Annotated in this window: 10 protein-coding genes; 3 read left to right on the top strand and 7 right to left on the bottom strand. The window is 64.8% G+C overall.

Translation table 11 applies throughout. The annotated features are described in order from the left end of the window. The first annotated feature begins 5 nt into the window (after nt 1–5). Nucleotides 6–371 (top strand): hypothetical protein, encoded by a 366-nt coding sequence (locus MIC448_RS16630; RefSeq protein ID WP_373457216.1) that lies wholly within the window; start codon nt 6–8, stop codon nt 369–371. Between the two features lie 208 nt (nt 372–579). On the opposite strand, the gene MIC448_RS00350 is transcribed toward MIC448_RS16630, so the two are convergent. After that, nucleotides 580–1656, bottom strand: a complete 1077-nt coding sequence (locus MIC448_RS00350) for a hypothetical protein (protein ID WP_036294289.1) — start codon at nt 1654–1656, stop codon at nt 580–582. Nucleotides 1657–2229: 573 nt separating this feature from the next. On the opposite strand from MIC448_RS00350, the gene dnaB reads away from it, so the two are divergent. Together dnaB and MIC448_RS00360 are read left to right on the top strand one after the other, a co-directional pair. Then, on the top strand, nt 2230–3600 hold the full coding sequence (gene dnaB, locus MIC448_RS00355; protein WP_036294292.1) for a replicative DNA helicase: 1371 nt from the start codon (nt 2230–2232) through the stop codon (nt 3598–3600). Between the two features lie 306 nt (nt 3601–3906). Further along, nucleotides 3907–7695 (top strand): toll/interleukin-1 receptor domain-containing protein, encoded by a 3789-nt coding sequence (locus MIC448_RS00360; protein ID WP_036294295.1) that lies wholly within the window; start codon nt 3907–3909, stop codon nt 7693–7695. A gap of 82 nt (nt 7696–7777) precedes the next feature. Here MIC448_RS00360 and MIC448_RS00365 read toward each other — a convergent pair whose 3' ends face one another. The 6 genes from MIC448_RS00365 to MIC448_RS00390 form a co-directional block, all read right to left on the bottom strand. Next, a complete protein-coding gene (locus tag MIC448_RS00365) occupies nt 7778–8671 on the bottom strand; it encodes a DUF4231 domain-containing protein (RefSeq protein ID WP_036294298.1) in 894 nt (297 codons plus the stop codon). A 4-nt stretch (nt 8672–8675) separates the two neighbouring features. After that, nucleotides 8676–9221 (bottom strand): TIR domain-containing protein, encoded by a 546-nt coding sequence (locus tag MIC448_RS00370; protein WP_036294301.1) that lies wholly within the window; start codon nt 9219–9221, stop codon nt 8676–8678. Between the two features lie 58 nt (nt 9222–9279). Beyond that, nucleotides 9280–12675 (bottom strand): DUF499 domain-containing protein, encoded by a 3396-nt coding sequence (locus tag MIC448_RS00375; protein WP_036294304.1) that lies wholly within the window; start codon nt 12673–12675, stop codon nt 9280–9282. A gap of 5 nt (nt 12676–12680) precedes the next feature. Then, nucleotides 12681–15476 carry a DUF1156 domain-containing protein gene (locus MIC448_RS00380; protein WP_036294307.1) on the bottom strand — a complete coding sequence of 932 codons (2796 nt, stop codon included), beginning with the start codon at nt 15474–15476 and terminating at the stop codon, nt 12681–12683. Between the two features lie 43 nt (nt 15477–15519). Next, nucleotides 15520–19119, bottom strand: a complete 3600-nt coding sequence (locus tag MIC448_RS00385; protein ID WP_051512831.1) for a helicase-related protein — start codon at nt 19117–19119, stop codon at nt 15520–15522. Between the two features lie 70 nt (nt 19120–19189). Further along, complete coding sequence (locus MIC448_RS00390) at nt 19190–19372, bottom strand: helix-turn-helix domain-containing protein (RefSeq protein WP_036294314.1); 183 nt, start codon at nt 19370–19372, stop codon at nt 19190–19192. Between the last annotated feature and the right edge of the window lie 61 nt (nt 19373–19433).

Consider the following 19433-nt stretch of genomic DNA (forward strand, 5'->3'; position numbering starts at 1 on the left):
TCACCGTGACCGGAACCTGGACGGGCGCGATCGCCTGCGTGCCGCCCAAGATCGCGTCCTCACCGGACGTGACGGGTGCGGGAGCAGGCTCGGCGGCAGGAGCCGGAGCCGGAGCGGGTGCCGAGGCATCCGTCGACTCGCTGTCTCCGAGTACCGAGACGGCGTTGCCGCCCACGGTGACCGGAACGGCGACGCTCACGACGCCCTGTGTGCCCGATGCGATGCCGTCCGTGCCCCCGGTGGTGACACTCGGCGTGGCGGGAGCCGGCGTGGCCGCGGGCGTCTCGGCTCCCGAGCTGGACGAGTCGCCCAGCACCGAGATCCCGTTTCCGCCGATCGTCACCGGCAGGGTGACGCCCACGAGTGCCTGAGTGCCGGATGCCGTGCCGTCTTCTCCGGATGTCTCCGCAGCTTGGGCGACGGTCGCCCCGGCGAAGGCGAGTCCGCCTCCGATGAGCGCCCCGAGGAGCGCTCGCTTGATTGTCCTACGCATGATGATTCTCCTGACTGGATGGGTGTCAGCGCGCCGAGTGGCGCACCGGATCGTCTGCCGCGCATGAGTGCGCGACGCGATCCCCGTCAGTCAGGAGAGACGTCGGTTGCGAAGACGGGCGCGCCCGGAAGGGCGTCGTCCGAGAGAGAGCGGATGGCGGCACCGGTCGGGTGCACACGCCACGAGAACTCGACGAGAGCGGCCCACAGCGTCGCTGCGGCCGATACCCCGGCCAAGAGCAGCCCGGGCGACCCTGAGGGCGCAGACGGTGCGTGAGGCCATCCCCAGCGCCCCGAGCCGGTCGACGATGCCGACACGATCGGCACGGCCGATCCGACGATGAGGGCTCCGGCGAAGAACCCACCGAACACCAGCGCCTGTTGCGCCGTGAGTGGCGCAGCGGAGGCCACCGGTTGCACCACCGGTATCGGTTGGGTTTCATCGCCGGGAAGCAGGGTGTCGGGAAGGGGCAGGATTCCCCCGGTGCCCGATTGCGCCGGGTTGCCGACGATCGTGGTGGCTGTGCCGCTGACCACCGTGAGCAGGTGGTCGACCACGGACACGGTCGAACCCACGGTGTCCGTCAGGCCCGTGCCCGTGGTCACGGCGCCGAGCAGCGGGAGCCCATCGATCGCCGCGAGCAGCGGATCGAGGGCCTCTCCGATCGAGACGTTTGAGACGATGCCGGTGGTCGTGTCAGCCACAACGCCCGTGAGCGCGTCGACCGTGTCGGCGGTGCCGTGGAGAGCGGATGTCGTGGCGCCGGTCACACCCGACACGGCCGTGGTCGCGACATTCGCGACCCCCTGGACGAGAGGTGTGACGAGCGGCATGACAGTCGGCGCGGGGGCGGCCCCGGGTGCTGGGGCGGCGGCCGCGGGTGCCTGCGATGCGGGGGCGGGCGCCGGTGCCGGTGGGACGACGGTGTGAATGACGTCGACGACGACGGGTTCGACGGTGTCGATCACGTTCGTGACGGCGGATGTCGTCTGTTGCACGGTCGAACTGACGGCGCCGAGCAGACCGCTCGAATCGTCTTCCGTGGCTGAAGCACTGGCGGAGTGACCGAAAGTCGTGAAGGCGCACCACGCGAGACCGACTCCGCCCGCGAGCAGAAGCAGCCGTGACCATCGACTCTGTCGTGGTTCAACGTCAACGTTCATGTCCTCACCCCCCGGTTGGACAATCTGGTTTGCGCGTCAATGCGTTTGTAGGCAGCGAGATTACGCCGGACGCCGGCGTTCGTAAACCCCTGTATCTCAAAACGTCCCGAGGTTGTGCACACCCCGACCCTCAATGATGAACCTTCAAGCAGTGCTTCAAACACATCCTGTTTCCACAGGCTGTGCAACTGTGAATCCCAGTTCAAGGGATAAAAAAATGCCTAAATGAGATGCCTCTGATCTAGTTGTCCACAGGTTCCATACACAGGCATAGCGGCGTGTCTGACCGAGTTTCCACAAAGTTATCCACAGGGCGTGTTGCGGGCGAATCTGCGGGCCCATACCGTGAGGGAGCGCACTTCGGGGGAGGCTGGAACAGGACGTTCCGGGCGAGTGTCGGAGGTGTCTGATCTGCTGTCGGGGGACCCGGCGATCAGACACACCCGCTCGGCGTTTTCCGAAAGAGATGCGCTCGTCAGGGCTGCATGACGTACTCCGCGCCCCGAGACGGGCCGGACATATTTCCCCTCGCGTGAAGCGAGTGGAGGGCCGGTTTCGGCGGAAGGGAGCGCGGTGTCGATAGCTGACATCTCGGAGGACCGCATGGGCGGAGCCCCCCGCGGCCCCGAACGGACTCCCCCGCACGACACCCTCGCCGAACAGTCCGCTCTCGGTGGCATGCTGCTGTCGAAGGATGCTGTCGCCGACGTCATCGAGACGCTCCGTGGACCCGATTTCTACGTGCCCAAGCACGAGCTGATCTTCGACGCCATCCTCTCGCTCTACTCGCACGGCGAGCCCACCGACGTTGTCGCGGTCACCGACGAACTCATCAAGACGGGCGAGCTGCAGCGCGCGGGCGGTGCGGACTACCTGCACACGCTCACGTCGATCGTGCCGACCGCTGCCAACGCCGGCTACTACGCGTCGATCGTCGCCGAACGCGCCCTGCTGCGCCGCCTGGTCGAGGCCGGCACGCGCATCGTCCAGATGGGCTATTCGGGCCAGGGCGAAGCACTCGACCTGGTCAACAACGCGCAGGCCGAGATCTATTCGGTCAACGGCAACGAGAACACCGAGGACTACGTTCCCCTGACGGTCGCCGTCGACGCGGCCGTCGAAGAGATCGAGGCCGCCCGCGGTCGCGATGGTCAGATGATGGGCGTTCCCACCGGATTCGCCGACATGGACGACCTGACCAACGGCCTGCACCCGGGCCAGCTGATTATCATCGCCGCGCGACCCGCCCTCGGTAAGTCGACGCTCGCGCTCGACTTCGCCCGTGCCGCCGCAATCGGCCACAACCTGCCGACCATCTTCTTCTCGCTCGAAATGGGTCGCAGCGAGATCGCGATGCGCCTCATGAGCGCCGAGGGTGCCGTCCCGCTGCACACGATGCGCAAGGGCACGCTCGACTCGCGCGACTGGACGACCATCGCGGCGACCCGTGGCCGCATCAACGACGCCCCGCTCTACATCGACGACAGCCCGAACATGACTCTCGTCGAGATCCGGGCCAAGTGTCGGCGCCTCAAGCAGCGCGCCGACCTCAAGATGGTGGTCATCGACTACCTCCAGCTCATGACGAGCGGTAAGCGCGTCGAGAGCCGTCAGCAAGAGGTCAGTGAGTTCTCGCGTGCGCTCAAGCTGCTCGCCAAGGAGCTCCGGGTGCCCGTCATCGCGCTCTCGCAGCTGAACCGTGGTCCCGAGCAGCGGCAGGACAAGAAGCCCGCCCTCTCGGACCTCCGTGAATCCGGATCGCTCGAGCAGGACGCCGACATGGTCATCCTGCTCCACCGCGAATCGGCCTACGAGGCCGATAGCCCCCGTGCGGGCGAGGCCGACCTGATCGTGGCGAAGAACCGTAACGGCCCGACCCGGACGGTGACAGTCGCGTTCCAGGGCCACTTCTCACGCTTCACGGACATGGCGCCCGCGGGCTGAGTCGCGTTGTAGGTGTAGGTTTTTTTTGAAGTTGTCCATTTCGCAGATGAAATGTCCACGGTGTGTCCATCTGGACATTTCGGAGCACCGAGTTCGCTCGCACCACCATTTGGTTGAGTGTCAACATGGCGTCAGTCATGGTCACCTGGCAGCGCCGGTTGGCGCTACCGACCTCGATCCCGATCGGTGTCAGGCCCACCGCTCGGCGTGACTCCCGGTGCGGCCGAGCGGGGCGAGCACACAACGGTCGCAAGTGTGGGGGACGAGGTTGAGACGCGCGATAAGCTCCGCCGATAGTGTTTCCACGTGGTACTGGACTCCTATGACGCCTTCATCTCACATAGGTCGACGTCAAAGGCTCAGGCCCGCCGCGTCAAGGCCGCGTTGGAGCGATTCGCCCAGCCCAAGAAGGGTGACGAGCCCTTCCGTGTATACCTCGACGAATCCTCGCTGCGAGTGGGCGACCTCACCACTGAGATTGAAACAGGGCTCCAGCGCAGCCGCGCGTTGATCGTTCTGATTGCGCGGGACACTGTCGGGTCTCGGTGGGTTGAGCTCGAGGTTCGCTACTGGCTCTCTCACGGAGGTTCGCCCGATCGCCTGTTCATGGTCCGCGTAGATGACATCGACCTGTCATGGAACGAGACAAGTGCAGACTGGGCACACCCCGATTTGGTCCCGTCGGCGCTACACGGCTTGTTCAGCCGCGAGCAGAAGTTCATCGATCTTGCCTCAGCGGCGAAGGGTGCCGAACGGACCGCGCTGGCTCCCGTGTTCGCTGCCGTCCGCGAACGGCCGATCGAGTCCCTGCTCCTAGAAGAAGCCGACCGGGCACGACGCCGACAGCGGACGATCATGGTCGTCGCGGCGACGATGAGCGTGTTTTTCCTGTTAGCCTTGGCGGCCGGGGTCTGGGCGCTGATCAGCCGCAACCAGGCCGAGGCGGCCACCCGGGAGGCGCTCGGTCAGGCGAACGCGGCACAGGCCATCCTCGCGAGCCAGACAGACCCCGTCCAGGCTGCGCAGTACGCGCTCCGGGCGTCTGAGTACTCGGAGTCGCTGCCAGTTCGCGCGGCCATGCTCGCTGTCGCTGGAAGTTCCGCGAACCTGATCCACAGTTTCGACGTTCCCGAGGGGTCCAGCGCGGACAGCGCGATTTTCACGCCCGACGGCAGCATCGTCGGCACTATTACCCGCTCGAGCACGGACCGCGACGAGACCCAGCTCGAGCTCCGCGAGGTGGAGACAGCCGAAGTGATCGCCTCCACGTCACTGCCGCATCAAATCGCCTGGGTGCGACTACTCTCGGACGCCGTTGGGGTCCTCTGCTCCTACCGGACGGGGACGCACCTCATTCAGGTCGACGACGGTACGGTGTCCTTCACCGATCTGGACGCGCAGCCCGATGCCGGGGGGTTGCCCGACGGCGCGCAGGGGATGCCGGAGACATACTCGTCCTGCGCCGAGCCGGTCGCAGTCCGTGACGGGCTTCTCGTCTCCACGATCAACGGCAACGCCACAACTGGCAAGCAGCGACTTGACCTCGTGCGAGCCTCGGGCTACGCAACCACGTTGGCAACTTTCGACAGTCCGAGCCGGTCGCTGTCCTTCGAGGCCGTCGCCACTGGCGCCGGTCACGTCCTAGTTCTTGACCCCACGGGCGCACAGATCATCGATACGGCTGCCGGCACGATCACTCCGATCAGCGGCGCCGCGGTGCCGACAGATATTGACATCACCGACAGCGACTACAAGGGTGAGTTCTTCGGCAAGACCGACGAGCACGAGTGGCTGCTTGTTCGTCGAGACGACTCAGGATTCACCGCGACCTCCGTTTCGCTCGACAACACCGTCTGGGGTGCAGCGCCCTTGGTCGACGCCGACGGGCTGTTCACCGGGCAGGTGGTGGCGCTCGACCACGGCAGCGTGATCTCGCTCCCCGGATCGGGCAAGGAGTACACCCTGGGCGATGACCGCAGCCGGAACACTGGCGCATCCAGCAGGCAGTGGAACCAGTACCTCCCGACGCTGCGTCGGCTCGACGATGCGAAGTACGTAGCGGTTTTCGGATCGTCCGTATTCGTCGTCGACCTCAACCCGTCGTACCCCCTCGAGCAGGGGTGGGGCAGGGCCGCGGTCGGCGACGAGTCGTCCGATACCTCCCGCACCGACGATTGGGCGGTCGTCAACGTTGGCGTAAGCCTGCAGAGCGCGGGTTCGCAGGGAATGAATCCGATCGCTGCGACATGCGGCAGTGACGTCCTGCTCCAGGCGTCGCCCACCGGGTTCGAAGAGCCCGCCTATGCCAATGGCGGCAAGCTCCTCGTTCGTGCCAACGGCACATACCGCTTGGTGCCCGACTCGACGACGTTCTCAGCAGGCTGCGCGGTCTTGGAGTCGACGCCAGCGGTCGCGATCCTCAGCACCGACCCCGCGGACGACCAGGTGCTGCTGCCGGGCGTCAGCGCCAATGCGCGGGTGCACGTCAGTGAGCAGGGCGAGGTCGCGGTTCTTCGTGGAGAGACACCGGTGGCGATCTTCCGCTCCTATTCGCAGTCTCGCGCGTGGTCGATGGAGCACCACATCAATTACACATCGCTGAACCCCCACACCATCGGAAGCAGCGGCGAGAACACCATCCGGCAGACGGAGGGCGGATTCGACTTCACCCAAGCTGACAGCTCAGCCGCCGAGATCTCGTTCGATAACCCCGACGGATGGCAGGCCGTGTCGCCGGACGCGACGCAGCTTGTCGCGCTCGACGCTGCCTCCGAACCCCAGCTTGTGACCGCGGACGGAGTGAGAGGCCTGGCTGCCTGCGCCGCGAAAGACGACTCGACCTGGCAGGAGTTCGCCTGGATTCCCGCCGACGGCTATGCAGAGAGCGCCAGCTCAGCGCGCGGCGCGGTACTCGTGAGCAAGCAGTACGACGGGGCCGGCGACGAGCCGACCACGGTCGTCGACTGCGTGACGGGCGAGGAACGGACAGAGTCGACTTTCGCAGGTCAGCGCCTACAGCTCGAACGATACGAGGTGCGCGCCGACGGGGGCGTCATCGAGACGATCGCGCGCCCCCAGGACGACGATGATCCCACGATCGTGACCCAGATCACGTGGACCGGCGACAAGCAGCCGGACACACGCACCCTCTCGACCTCGGACGCCCTCAACTCCGCCGTCTGGTCGCAGGACGGTCGCTTCGTCGTCACGGACAACGGAGCAACAAAGACCGTCCAGGAATGGGCCGATGGCCAGTGGCAGCCGCGCACGGCCCTCGCTTCTGCAGGCACTGCGCAGTTCAGCCCAGACGACCTGCTCGTGCTCACGAACTTCACCTCCACGCAGAGCGCACTCTCCATCGTCGACCCGAGCACCGGTCACGTGATCCTCTCCGACGACCTCGGGGACACCGACTACCTCCGCAACAGTGGCCTACCGATCAGGGTCTCGGACGGGAACATGGTGCTCCAGCTGTGGGAGAAGTCCGACACGGCCGGATCCGCCCTTACCGACGCGCCACTGACCATCCCTGTCGACGTCGATCGCCTCCGCGGCATCCTGTGCGAAGTGAATCGGATCGCGATCTGCGACGGAATAGCGATCGGTGGCTCCAGCGACGCCCCTCGGCCTTCCACGACGCCCAATGCCATGGAGACCGCTCCTTCGCCGAGCGCTTCCGCGGACGCGGCGCTACCTGCGGGCTGGCCGGACGAGCTCGCGGGCGACTGGTGCCCGGCCTCCGATCCCGGGAGCTGCTTCAGCGTCGCGAGCCTGCTCGACGAGTGGCCGAACACCCAACTCAGGTACACCGACCCGTCGACGGAGGTCGACGGGACGACGGACATGACGATCTGCCTGGACCTCGACCTCGAGGACTCTTGCACGACCTCGATGTCGATGTACCTGCGCTACTTCCCGGTTGGAGTCGAATGGGACTGCACGGCGCTCGAGGTCGAAGAGCACGGGTGGCCCGACTGCTACCCCGACTACACCAGTTCGCACGATTCGTCGAAGCCGCGACTGGTCGTGCTGCCCAATCATCAGCATTCGACCGACTACGTCGACACGGAGCCGATGTACCGGGCAACGGACTGAGTTGACACCAACTCGCGGAGAGAGGCTGCAACTGGGAGGAATTTGTGCTCTGGGCTTCAGCACCAAGAGCTATTGGGGACGATCAGCCAATCTTCTCGTTAACCTCACCACGGGAAGCCAGCCACATGGTGTGCTCTCGGCTGATTGCCTCCTCCGCGTCGGCAACGGACCCTGGCCATTCGCTCGCATCGGCGGCGAGCAACGATGTCCTCTGCTTCTCAAGCTCGGCAGCGGTCAGTGCATATGCCGCGCGAAGTGTGACGTGTTGCTTGAGTGCCAGCCAGGCCGCACCCGCACCTATCGCTGCCGCGAGGATCCCGGCGAGATCGAACGTCCAGCCGCCGAAAAGACGTCCAGCCGCGAGTGCTACCGCGATAGCTTCGGCGCACAGTAGAAGCGTTCGCCACCAAGCTGCCGCTCGGCGGTTCGCCTTCGCCTTGCGCGTGTACCAATCGCGTTGTGCCTCCGTTCTGTCGCGCAAGTACACCGAGCGACGAGTGTCAAGATCGGACGCCCTCAGCGCGTCCATCGCGACGGTCGGCGAACTACCGTCACCCGTTGGCACAGACACTGCCTGCGCCACTTGGTGGGCGACCTGGCTCACGCGAGACCTGAAGAGGGTCCTCGCCTCGCTCGGTTCAAGCGATAGGAAGAATGGATCGGCGCCGACGGCGTAGCGCCAGCTGAGCGTCTTCACGGACTCAGCGCCGGCCCGAGCTTGGTACCAGTCTCTCTCGGGTCGAACAAGTGTGATGTAGATCTCTGACCCCAGCGCGAGAGCGAACCCGAGTAGCGCCACCGCGGCCCACACGTCGACCTTCCCGACGAAGAGCGAGTACGACGCCCCAAGCGCAGCGATGACCGTGCCCCCGAGACGAAGGCGGCTACTCCATAGCGTGGCCTTCTGCGCGGAGTTCGAAGCCTCATCAGCTGAGGCAAAGAAGGGTGGCAGATCGGAGTCAACGAGGTGAATCATGGCGTCACGCGTTCCGCATCCGCAGTGCTCGCGTGTTGTTGACCTTGTCAGCGTGAGAGGTTCGACGATTGAACGCGTCATCGATCATTCTTGCAAGGCTTGCAGCGGATGTAGGGTACTTCATCCATCGCGCGTAGCCGTTCTCGCCATCAATGTTGTCGCTCACGCGCGCGGGAGGCTGCCGCCCCGGGGTCTCCGACATGGAGGGCAGAGTGATCGCGACGAGACCGTTGCGTGAACTCGTCACGGTGTTGCGAAGGGAGGCGGCGATCTCCCAATCGACGAAACGACGCCCCCAGGTTTGGGCGCCGACCAAGACGAGCGTCACGCTGCTATCGCGTAGGTAGAGTTCGCGGATACGACGCTTGATGTAGTCGGCGTCGGTGCTGTTGATGACGTCTCCAGCCATCGATGCGCCGATTCCCCGCGAGATGAGCACGTCGTGGTCGTGGTCGAAGTAGTCGATGAAGGCCGCCACTTCAGCTTCGTCCGCATGGTGATAGGACACGAACGTCTTGTGTCGTGTCTTGAGTCTGAGCAGGCTGGTCATGAATGTCCTCCTTTAGGGCTTAGCAAACTCTCTCTGATCGCGTCCACGCACTCCACGGCTACGCGCTCTCGAAGCCGGAGCTCGGGTCGAACTTGAGCACGCGCGCGTTCTCGGAGATCGTGCGCACCTCGCCTTCGCCGAAGCCGTCGCTCTTGCTCGCCTGGATGTCGATCGTGATCTCGAGCTTCGCGCCGGCGCCCGCGAGTCGATCGATGATCTCGCGGGTCACGTTTCCGATGTCCCTCGAGTACCGATCCGGGTCGACCTTCACAGAGCCGAAGTAGCGGCTCGGGCGCCGCGGTGCAACGATGTCTTCGCCCGTCGTCGACGACTCATCCGCTTCTTCATCGACAAGGACGATGTCGATCGGGCCAACCTCCGCGGCACTCTCCTCAGCCGCGCGCGCAGCAGCCTCACGAGCCGCGGCGATGCGATCGGCGGACGCCTGCTCGTCGGCCGTGTTCCAGTCCACCAGGAGCGTGCTGTCGGTCACCTGCATCGCGGTGTTGTGCGCTGGCGGCACGATCAGCCCGCGATAGCGTCCGGACTCGGTGTCCTTCGCCGCCGCGATCGCGAACTTCTCGCCGTCGACGAGGACGGAGTTCAGCGAGCGTTCGATCGCGGAATCGAGGGTCTCCCGTCCGACGAGGCGCGGCAGGTAGACGTACCGGGTGAAATAGCCCCACAGCTCGCCCACGCTGATCTCGCCCTTGTCGCGCCACAACTGTCCGAGCTCCTGATGTAGAGTCGCGCCAAGAATCGGTGCACCGAGTTCGGTGACGAGCTGATCGTCGCGGGACAGCTTCGCGGCGACACGCTCCGCGAGAGAGCGGCCGCTCGAGTCAGGCACCTTGTCCGTGATCAGCTCGAACGGCTTGGTGGCGTCGAACTGTTCAGGGTAGACCGCCCACACGAAGGTGTCGCGGATCCGGTCTGACACCGTCCGGTCGAGACGCGTGACCCAGTCGTCAGTTTGCTTGCGCTGCTGCACCGACAAGTTGAGGCTCTCGCTGGTCGCCTGCACACGCTTCCACGCGAGGTAGCTGCGCGCGGCGGCCTCCAGGCTCTCCAGCTCGCTCTTGTCGGCGATGAGGAAGACGAGGGTGTTGCGATGCACGCGCTGGCTGGCGCCCTTGGTCTCGATCGCGTCGCGCACCCACTGGTGGGCGGACGAGTCGGCGCCGTCCGACTTCCGCCGTGAGTGGCGCGGGTGAACAATCACCAGTCGCGCATCCTCGAGGTCGGGGACGTCGGCGCTGGATGCTGGGGCGACGTGTACACGATCGAACACACCGCGCGCGCGTTCCTCGCCGCGGAGGCGATCGGTGATCTCGTTCCACACCGTCTCGACGTCTTCACGGAGCCGCTCGGCATAGTCGTTAGCGGTCTTTGTCACCGATGGCTGGGTATCGAACCAGTAGTGGCCCTGCTCTTCGTAGAAGTACGTCGAGCGCTGGGCAAGCAGCTCGATCGCACTGCCGAAGTTGCCAAGGGTGTCACCGGGTGCTGCGGTTCCGAGCCAGACGTACTGCTTGTCGAGACCCTTTCGCGACGCCTTGATCCTGGGCGCGGCGCCCATGAAAATCGTTCGCGCGATCCGCTGCGTCACGAACCTCTGCCCCAGGTTGGGGCGGTCCAGGTCGATCTGCTGCGCCATCGATCCTGGGCCGTCGATGTCGGAATCGATGATCGGCTTCCACTGATCCTCGAGGTACTGGGTGAGGTCGGTGTTGACTGTCGTCGCCTCCAGCGGCACGTTGCCGGGGAGGATCAGCGGGGACGTGTCGTTGGACGCCCACAGCTCGTGCACGATCGACGACACGAGCTTGAGCACGCCGCGAGTGCGCTGGAACCGCTCCAGCGTGGACCAGTCCTCGTACAGGCGGTCCAGCAGCTCAGGGTGCAGCGGATACGAAGCTCGGATGCGCTGTTCGTAGTCGTCGCTCGGAGCCGCGGCATCCCGAGGGAACAGCGCCGTATTGCTCCGATACAAGGTGACGAAGCTTCGAGCTACCGCAGAGATCGTGGTGAGGCCCTCAGCGTTGGGCGCCTGGAAGAGTCGGCGCCGCACGATCTCGAAAGACTCGTCCTTGCTCGACGGCCGCCACTGGTCAGCGACCCGGCGGATCACGTTCTGCAGTCGTTCCAGGGCGAGCTGACCGTTGGCGCCACCGATCTCGATGTCGCTTCCGCTCCCCGCTTCGCCGGTGTCGGATGCCGGGATCGAGACGACGAGCATCGCGCCAGGCACCGATCGGACGACTTCCGTCAGCGACTGCGCGAACGTGAACTGCGTCTCGAACGAACCAGACGGAAGCTCCTTGTCCGTCACTAGCTGCCGCGCGTACGCGACCCACTCATCGATCAGGATCAGTGCCGGCGAGTGCTTCGCGATCAGCGTGCGCAATGCTTCGCCCGGGTTCGTCCCGGCGCGGTCGTCCTCAGCAATGAGGTCGTACGCTTCGCGGCCGCCGAGCTGCCAGGCGAGCTCGCCCCAGAGCGTGCGCACCTCGGTCCCGTCGTCCTTGATGAGCGGCGATCCCGCCTTCAAGTACGTGCCGACCAGTGCGACGCGCTTCACGCCCAGCGCCGCAAGATCCGGGCTCCCGGTCTCAGCAATGAGTTCCTGCAGCTCCTGCGGGAAGTCCTTCGCGGGCGTGCCGCTGAAGAGGTGGTAGAGAGCGAGCATCGAGTGCGTCTTGCCGCCACCGAAGTTGGTCTGCAGGTTGACGACCGGGCTCGCGTTGCCGTCCCCGCCGCCCACGCGTCGGAGCGCGCGCGACAGCAGGTCTCGCAGACCCTCCGTGAGGTACGTGCGGGTGAAGAACTCGACCGGATCGCCATACTCGGGGCTCGTCGCCTGACCGGTTCGCACCAGATGCAGGTCGGCTGCGAATTCGGATGCTGTGAACTCGCCTCGTGCCACATCATCGTGCGGGCGGATCACCTCGCGCCAGGGACGCAGACCCGAACCCGGGTCGAGGGTCACCGTCGTCCGCTTGACCTGCTTGCGCGTCTGATCCTCGAAGACCGTGCGCTGCAGGTCGACGCGGAGCTTGCGGACGTCCTCGGCGGAGTCGACCGCGCCGACGGCATGGAGCAGTCGCTCGATCGTGTCGAGCGCGCGCGCCGCGTCATCAGAGCTGAACGGCTCGTTGTGCGCCCACAGGTTGCGTGTCTCGCGGAGCTCAGAGCCGAAGCCCTGCTGTGCCCGTGACAGCATGTCCTTGAATCGGTACCCCTGCTCTGTGATGGCGCGCAGCTGCACCTGGACATCGTGCTTTGTCAGCGTTCGTGCCGGTCCGCCACGGCGTTGAGCATCTTCTTGTGCCCACGCGGCCGGCCAGTCCGATGTGCTGTAGGCGGCGGTCATCACTTCATCGACGGAATCAAGCAGTCCCTCCGACAACAGGTCGAAGGCCTTGCCCACGCGGTCACGGTTGTTCATCGCCATCGAACTCAGTCCCCGTCCTCATCGAAGTCGAACGCCTGCTGAACCGAGCGCGGCGAACCGGCGTGCTTCCGCGCCTGTTCATTCACGTCACCCCACGCACTCACCAACCCGTTGAAGAGGATCGCGTCCTTGGTGTCCCGCTTTTTCTCCGCCTCATGGAACAGAAGGAAGCCCAGTTCCTTCACCGCGTCGAGATTCACCCGTGTCTGCACCGACGGGAGCAGGGCGGCGACCTGGTCGGCGCCATGCTTCGCCATCACTGCGGCGAGTCGGACGGTAGCCTCCCACACACTTACTCGTTCATCCGCTGCAACGTCCCATGCGTTCTCGAGCTGAGTCGGAGACAGTAGCCGCGCTTTGCCACCTCTTGCTTCGAATATGCCCCCACGCTCAAGTGTGCCTAGGGAGGTGTCCGAAGATCGCGCGAGCTGGTCCGCAACGCCTGAGCTTTCTTCGGTCCAGCCGTACTGTCGGTACCACTTGACGGCGAATCGGGTATCAGGATCGAAGTCGGACTCCTGTTCACCGATTACCTCATCGAGCGTGGCGTTCACGAGTAGCAGCGCGTCCTTCACGCTCATGTCGGAACCATCGGCTTCGCGAACCCGCGAGTAGCGAGAGAAGACCTCAATGCCGGGCCCGATAGCAGCCTGCGCAAGATCGACCGGGGCAACATCGCCCTGAATCATCTTGCGGAGCGCATCCGGCAGCTCTGTCTTCAGAGCGGCGACGAATGCTCGTCTGGTGGTAGCGGGGGCGTCGACAGGTCTGGGCCTGCACGCCAGCACGATCGACGAAGCAAGGGCATTCGTCCCGAAGCTCAGCATCCGGCCAGCGCGCTCGCTACGCAGGGGCCAGGTTGCGGTGATCGTCCACCCACCGTCGATCAGCCCGCCGAGCATCGTGTGCCATCCCGTAGATGTTGTGCCGGTATCCCGCACGTCCTGTTGCTTGTAGGCGTAGTAGACGGTGAGTGGGACAAGTCCGTTCGCGGACTCACGCATGCGCGCAAAGACGCTGTTGAAGCCGCTAACAAAGAACTCCGCAGCGCCCGCCTTTCCGCCGTGTCGTGCAGAGTTCGCCACCAACTCGTCCGCCTTCGGTGTCAAGACAGTCTCGAAGAGGGACGGGTGTATGTCGCGCAGCGAGCGTCGGAGCCATACGTAAAAGAAATCGGAGAGATCCGAGTATCCGATGTTGTCGTAGTAGGGAGGATCAGTCGAAACGACAGTCACTGCATAGTCACGCGCGGCTGCGTCGGCTTGGGTGGCTCGTCCAGGGTTACGGGGGTCAGCGGGCATGGCATCAACACCAGCAGCCACCCATTCGACGTGGGCACTGAAGTTGCCGACTGAGTTCGAGAACGGGTTGATTTCCACGTAGTCCCAAACCATGGGCAAAGCTTGTCGCGAGAAGGTGTCCCGAACGCCCTCGATCTGCGTGATCCAGCTACACAAGGTGGACGACCAATCCGCGAGCTTGCTCACCGCGAAAGCGAGGTACGTCGCGACTGCGTCTGCGTACGCAATCGCCCCGTTCCCACCAAGAGCGATTCCCTCTCCGTCTTCCATCCCGGCGCTACGCGCATCGTCCACCACGCGCCCGTGGACCTCACCGATGAGATCACTGAACGTCGACAACGCGGCCAACTGACGGGACGAGAAGAGGTCGGTGAAGTGCCTGAAACCATAAAGGGAAACGTTCCGTGATGCAGGTCCCCCCTCGGGGATCTCGCCAATCGGGAGATCCTGTGGTGGGGGAGTGACTGCGGCACGGATTTGCACGTCGTCTGCGGGAAGGTAGAGCCGCGACCGAGAGCCTTCGGCGACCGTCGCCATGAGCTGTGTGCCCATTCGTCCTGCCGTGGCTTCGGAGCGCAGATAGTCCCAGGACATAGGCGTTCCATCGACGATCGAGATAGCGCCGCCCTTGTCCCGACCGACGGATCCATCCTCGCCAACCGGGCCTGAGCGCCCGTGTTCGATCCTGAAGCTCACACCGCGCCCGCTCACCTCGGGGGTCAGATAGGTTTCCCGACCCTTCTTCTTGCTGAGCCACCACGTCCGCGCTAGCGGAACGCTTATCGGGTTGGCGGGGTTCGGGTTTGTGACGGTTCGAGCCCAGATCCAGCCGACGACCGTGTGCTCGGTGCCTTCCGCAGTCGTCGCTTTGGGATACAGGTGGCCAATACGAGCCCATGCCGCCTCCCGGAGCCACTCGCCGTAACGGCGCACATCCTCGGCGAGCCCGGCAGCTCGGCTCCATGGGACCGTGCGTGACTCTGCATCTGGGTTGACCGGCGCCCTATCCGCGAAGACTGGGGGGATTTCGATTAGACCCTTGTTCTTGAGGACAGCGACTGGGTTCAGATCGGACGCCGATGCTTGCAGGCCGAGCCTCTGCGCCTCGAGGGGAATCGCTCCGCCGCCGGCAAAGGGGTCTAGGAATGTCAGGGGCGTGTCGCCATTGCTGCGAACGATCTCCGCGCGCGCCTTCGCGAGCAGCTCCTCGTTGGAGGAGTTCTCCCACTTGCACAGCTCCTCAAGGAGTCCGTGGAGTCGACGTCGTTCCGCGTCCTGGGCATCCACTGAGGGGAACTCATCGGGCCGCGATGAGGGATCGTCGACCAGCTGAGCAAACAGCACCGCACGCGCTGCCGCGAGCGGGCGTGGGGCCCAGTACAGGTGCATTGTGGAAGGATGACCCTTCCTGGGGACTGACTTTTCATGTTCCGCCGCCGCGTTGATGGCTTCGAGCGGAAGAGAGGTTTCGATGAGCTTCTTCTTGGGCGTTGCGTTCACGGCTGCGTCTCTCGTAGGTCGATGGCTGTTTCGATCGGGCCCGTCATCGCGGTGGGCCTCCGCGATCCCAGTAGTCGCGCCATTCCTCGTTGTACGACCGAGTTGTTGCTGACGGCTCGATGTGCGTGAATGCGTCGAGGACATACCGAAGCCGGTCGTGCTCCTCGCCATCGGGCGACACGAGCACGAGCGCGAGTCGGTGACGATCGCCTTGAGTCTGGGCAAAGGTGACTTCGTTGGTCGTGATGGTGAAGGTGTCGGATCCTTCGACCCGCCCCTTCACTTCGATGTAGTGGATGCGTCCCTCGTTGTCGTACGACTGGATGTCGTAGCCGGGGTTGTTCCGGGGCATCTCGAGAGGGTTGCGGCCGAGTGCGAGCTCCGCGGCGAAAACTGCCTCGACTGCACGTCGCTCGACTAACTCGGTCTCGCGCGCAAATGTCCGAGGGGCGGCATCCTCATCTCCCGGAGCGAGACGCTGACTCGGCACAACGATCGCTGATCCACGGACGACCGCGGGCAACGCGACGAGCTGCGTGCTTTCGTCGAGCGCGCGGAGCCGCTTCTCGAGTCGTTCGTCGAGCTGTCGCGCTCGTTGGAGCGCGGCTTCTGCGCGGATGCGGCCAATGGTACCGGCGCGTTCGAGAGCTTCGAGGCGGTTGTGCTCGCGATCCCAGTGGTTGATCTCGGCGAGCAGTCGCTCTTTGACCTGCACGCGGGTGCGGTCGACGTCTACCGAGATCCGCGCGCTGAGCTCCTCCATGCGGGGGGCGAGTCCGTCGCGGTATGCCCACGCGCGGATGGATCGTTCGTGATCGCTCTTCGACCACTCGGCGTCAAGGACCGTCGCGATTGCATCGGCCTCGTCGGGGTCTGGTGCGTCGTAGTCGAGGTACGGAGGCGCGGCTGCCAACGTTACGTCGCCTGCGGTGTCGAGGACAGGGTAGTCGAAGTGGTGCGAGACAGTGTCGGGGTCGGGGGTGGCGTTCTGGATACGCTGCTCGACCGCGTAGAGCAGTGCGGTTCGGTCGCACTGCTGTTCACGACGGTCGACGAACACTGTGCCCTGCTTGAGGACCGGGCCGAGATCCTCAATGGTGAGCTCGATGACGGCCTGCAACAACGGGTGGCCGGGTGCGAGCAGCGCGGCCTGAGTCTGACCCTCGGGACGAACATGCACGGTCTCGAACGTGACCCGTTCATATCGCTCCGGCACGGGCGCCCACCTGTTGAGCCTGCGGGCGGTGTCGATGACACGCTGGGGCACGCGAGTGATCTCGTAGCGCCCCTTCTCGCGGCGCCGGATTCGGCCGCCCAGTCGTTCGAAGGCGGGAATGAAGAAGGCTGCGATGTAGCCGGGCTGCAGTCGCCGCTCGCGGGCTTTCTCCATGCGTCCACGGATCTCTTCGAGGTTGAGCGAGGAGTACATCTCGGGGTGCAACGCGCGCTCGGCCACCATCGTGTCGAGACCGTGAGCGACGCTCGCGTCGATGACGCGGTCCAGCTCAGCCTTCCGCTCAGGCTGGTCACCGTAGCGGATCGCCTCGATCAGCAACTCGCGGAGAGACTTCTCCTGGAAGGCATCCGCGTCGCCAAGAACGTTGAAGAGGTTGCCGCTGTACGCGATCGACATCTGGTCGATCTTTGACAGCAACCGCGTGAAGACATCTCCTTCGCGAGTGTCCTTGGCGACCATGTTCCACAGATGACAGACCTCGCGCTGTCCGATGCGGTGGATCCGCCCGAAGCGCTGCTCGATCCGGTTCGGGTTCCACGGCAGGTCGTAGTTGACCATGAGATGCGCGCGTTGCAGGTTGAGGCCTTCACCCGCGGCATCCGTCGCCAACAGCACGACGGTATTGCGGTCGTAAGTGAACTGCTCGCGCGCCGCTTTGCGATCTTCACGGCGGGTGCCGCCGTGAATGGTGATGACTGACTCGGGGCGTCCCAGCTGCGTCGTGATCTTCTGCCGCAGGTAGTCCAGCGTGTCCTTGTGCTCGGTGAAGATGATGATCTTGCGCGGCTCGCCGGAGTCGTCGTGGACGAGGAGCTGGTCGTCGAGGATCGCTCGCAGCTGCACCCACTTCTTGTCGTCGTCGAGCAGCCGAACTCGACGTGCGACACGGATGAGGTCTTCGAGGATCGTGATCTCCGCGCGGAGCTCTCCGATCGACTCCGCGGCGGTGGCGAGGTCCACGACCTCGTCGACGCGCGCTTCGAACTGTGCGCGCTCTTCCTCGGCGACCTCCTCGTCGAGGTCGTCGAACGAGTCGGGGTCGAAGTTCGGGATCGAGTTGGACGCGTCCTCGAAGTCGAGAGTCGTGCGGCCCGTCGACCACTCGTCGATCGTCGCCGTCATCGAGGTGCTGTACCGTGCCTCGTCGGTCGCACGCTGCCATTCGCGCAGACGCGTCTCAAGTCTCACCTGGCGCCGCTCAAGCGATCGGAGGATCGCTTCAGGGCTCGAGGCGAGGCGTCGCTGCAGAACGGTGAGCGCGAACCCCACGTTGTTGCCGCGCTTCTTGTCGCCGGCCTGCGCGAGGCGTTCCGCGCGGCCCATCTCAGTGCGGACATAACCGGTGACGAGTTCGTACAGTTCGCGTTCTGCGTCGCTGAGCTCGTACTCGACCGTGTAGGCGCGGCGTTCAGGGAACAGTGGTTTGCCCTCGAAGGTGAGGAGCTCTTCCTTCACCATTCGGCGCATCAGTCCACGCGTGTCGGTCCGATGAACACCGGCGCGGAACTGTCCCTCGAACCGATCCCGATCCAGCAGCGACATGAACAGCTGAAAGTCCTCTTCCTTCCCCGCGTGCGGTGTCGCTGTCATCAGGAGGAAGTTGTGCGCGGTCTCGGCGAGCAGTCGGCCGAGCCGGAACCGCTTCGTCTCGTCGACTTGACCCGCCCAGGAGGAGTAATGCGCAGACATCCGGTGCGCCTCGTCGACAACGACCGCGTCCCACGTCACGTCGGAGAGCTGCTCGATCAGGTCGTCGCTGCGGGAGAGCTGGTCCATCCGTGCGATCAGGAACGGGTGCTCGGCGAACACGTTGCGGCCTTGTGCATCGTCGATCATCTGGCGGTTGAAGATCTCGAACGAGAGGTCGAACTTCTGCGACAGCTCTTCACGCCACTGCTCTACGAGGCCGCCGGGGGCGACGATCAGCGCTCGTTCGCAGTCGGCGCGGAGGATGAGCTCCTTGAGGTAGAGGCCGGCCATGATCGTCTTGCCGGCGCCGGGGTCGTCGGCGAGCAGGAACCGCAGCGGGATCCGCGGGAGGAGCTCTTCGTACACCGCGCGGATCTGATGCGGCAACGGGTCGACGTCCGAGCTGTTCACCGCCGCCATCGGGTCGTAGAGCGCGGCGTACTTGATGCGCAACGCTTCGGCCGCAAGCCGGAACTCGTCAGGGTCGCCGTCGAACGCGGGTGCGTTACCCAGCTCCGTGACTAGTTCGAGCTTGCCGGCATCGAGCTCGGTGATGGTGCGTTCGCCGGTCCGACCCGAGTCATCGCGGAAGAAGATCTCGACGAGCGCGTCGTCCAGCGGTGTCACGCCGACGAGTGTCACCGGCTGCCCGGGCAGGACACCGCGCAGGCGTTGCCCGGCGCGCAGCGATGCGAGCGTCACTGTGGGTGCGTGCACGTGGTTCCTCCCCTGGAAAATGGCAAGTCGATCAGGATACGTCGTGCCGCCGACATCGCGGCCGACTGGGTCAGTCCGGAGATCCTGCGTCCCCCCTGCGTACCCAGTCGTCGACCTCGCTCGCCTGGAACTTCCACAGACGCCCGACCTTGTGCGCCGGCATCCCCTTGTCGGAGATCCAGGCGTAGATCGTGTCTTTGGTCACGCCCAAGTGCTCAGCGATGTCGTCGGCAGAGAGCCACGGCTCTGACATTCACGCCCCCATGCGGATCGAGCCGGATTTTTCCGGGTATGGCCGATCCTATCGGGAACCC

This window comes from Microbacterium sp. C448 (assembly GCF_000582705.2).
Classification (GTDB): domain Bacteria; phylum Actinomycetota; class Actinomycetes; order Actinomycetales; family Microbacteriaceae; genus Microbacterium; species Microbacterium lacus_A.

What these genes read in the sequence shown, in the direction of transcription:
- MIC448_RS00350 (WP_036294289.1), bottom strand. Translation starts at nt 1,656, where the DNA reads ATGAACGTTGACGTTGAACCACGACAGAGTCGATGGTCACGGCTGCTT.
- MIC448_RS00365 (WP_036294298.1), bottom strand. Translation starts at nt 8,671, where the DNA reads ATGATTCACCTCGTTGACTCCGATCTGCCACCCTTCTTTGCCTCAGCT.
- MIC448_RS00370 (WP_036294301.1), bottom strand. Translation starts at nt 9,221, where the DNA reads ATGACCAGCCTGCTCAGACTCAAGACACGACACAAGACGTTCGTGTCC.
- MIC448_RS00375 (WP_036294304.1), bottom strand. Translation starts at nt 12,675, where the DNA reads ATGGCGATGAACAACCGTGACCGCGTGGGCAAGGCCTTCGACCTGTTG.
- MIC448_RS00390 (WP_036294314.1), bottom strand. Translation starts at nt 19,372, where the DNA reads ATGTCAGAGCCGTGGCTCTCTGCCGACGACATCGCTGAGCACTTGGGC.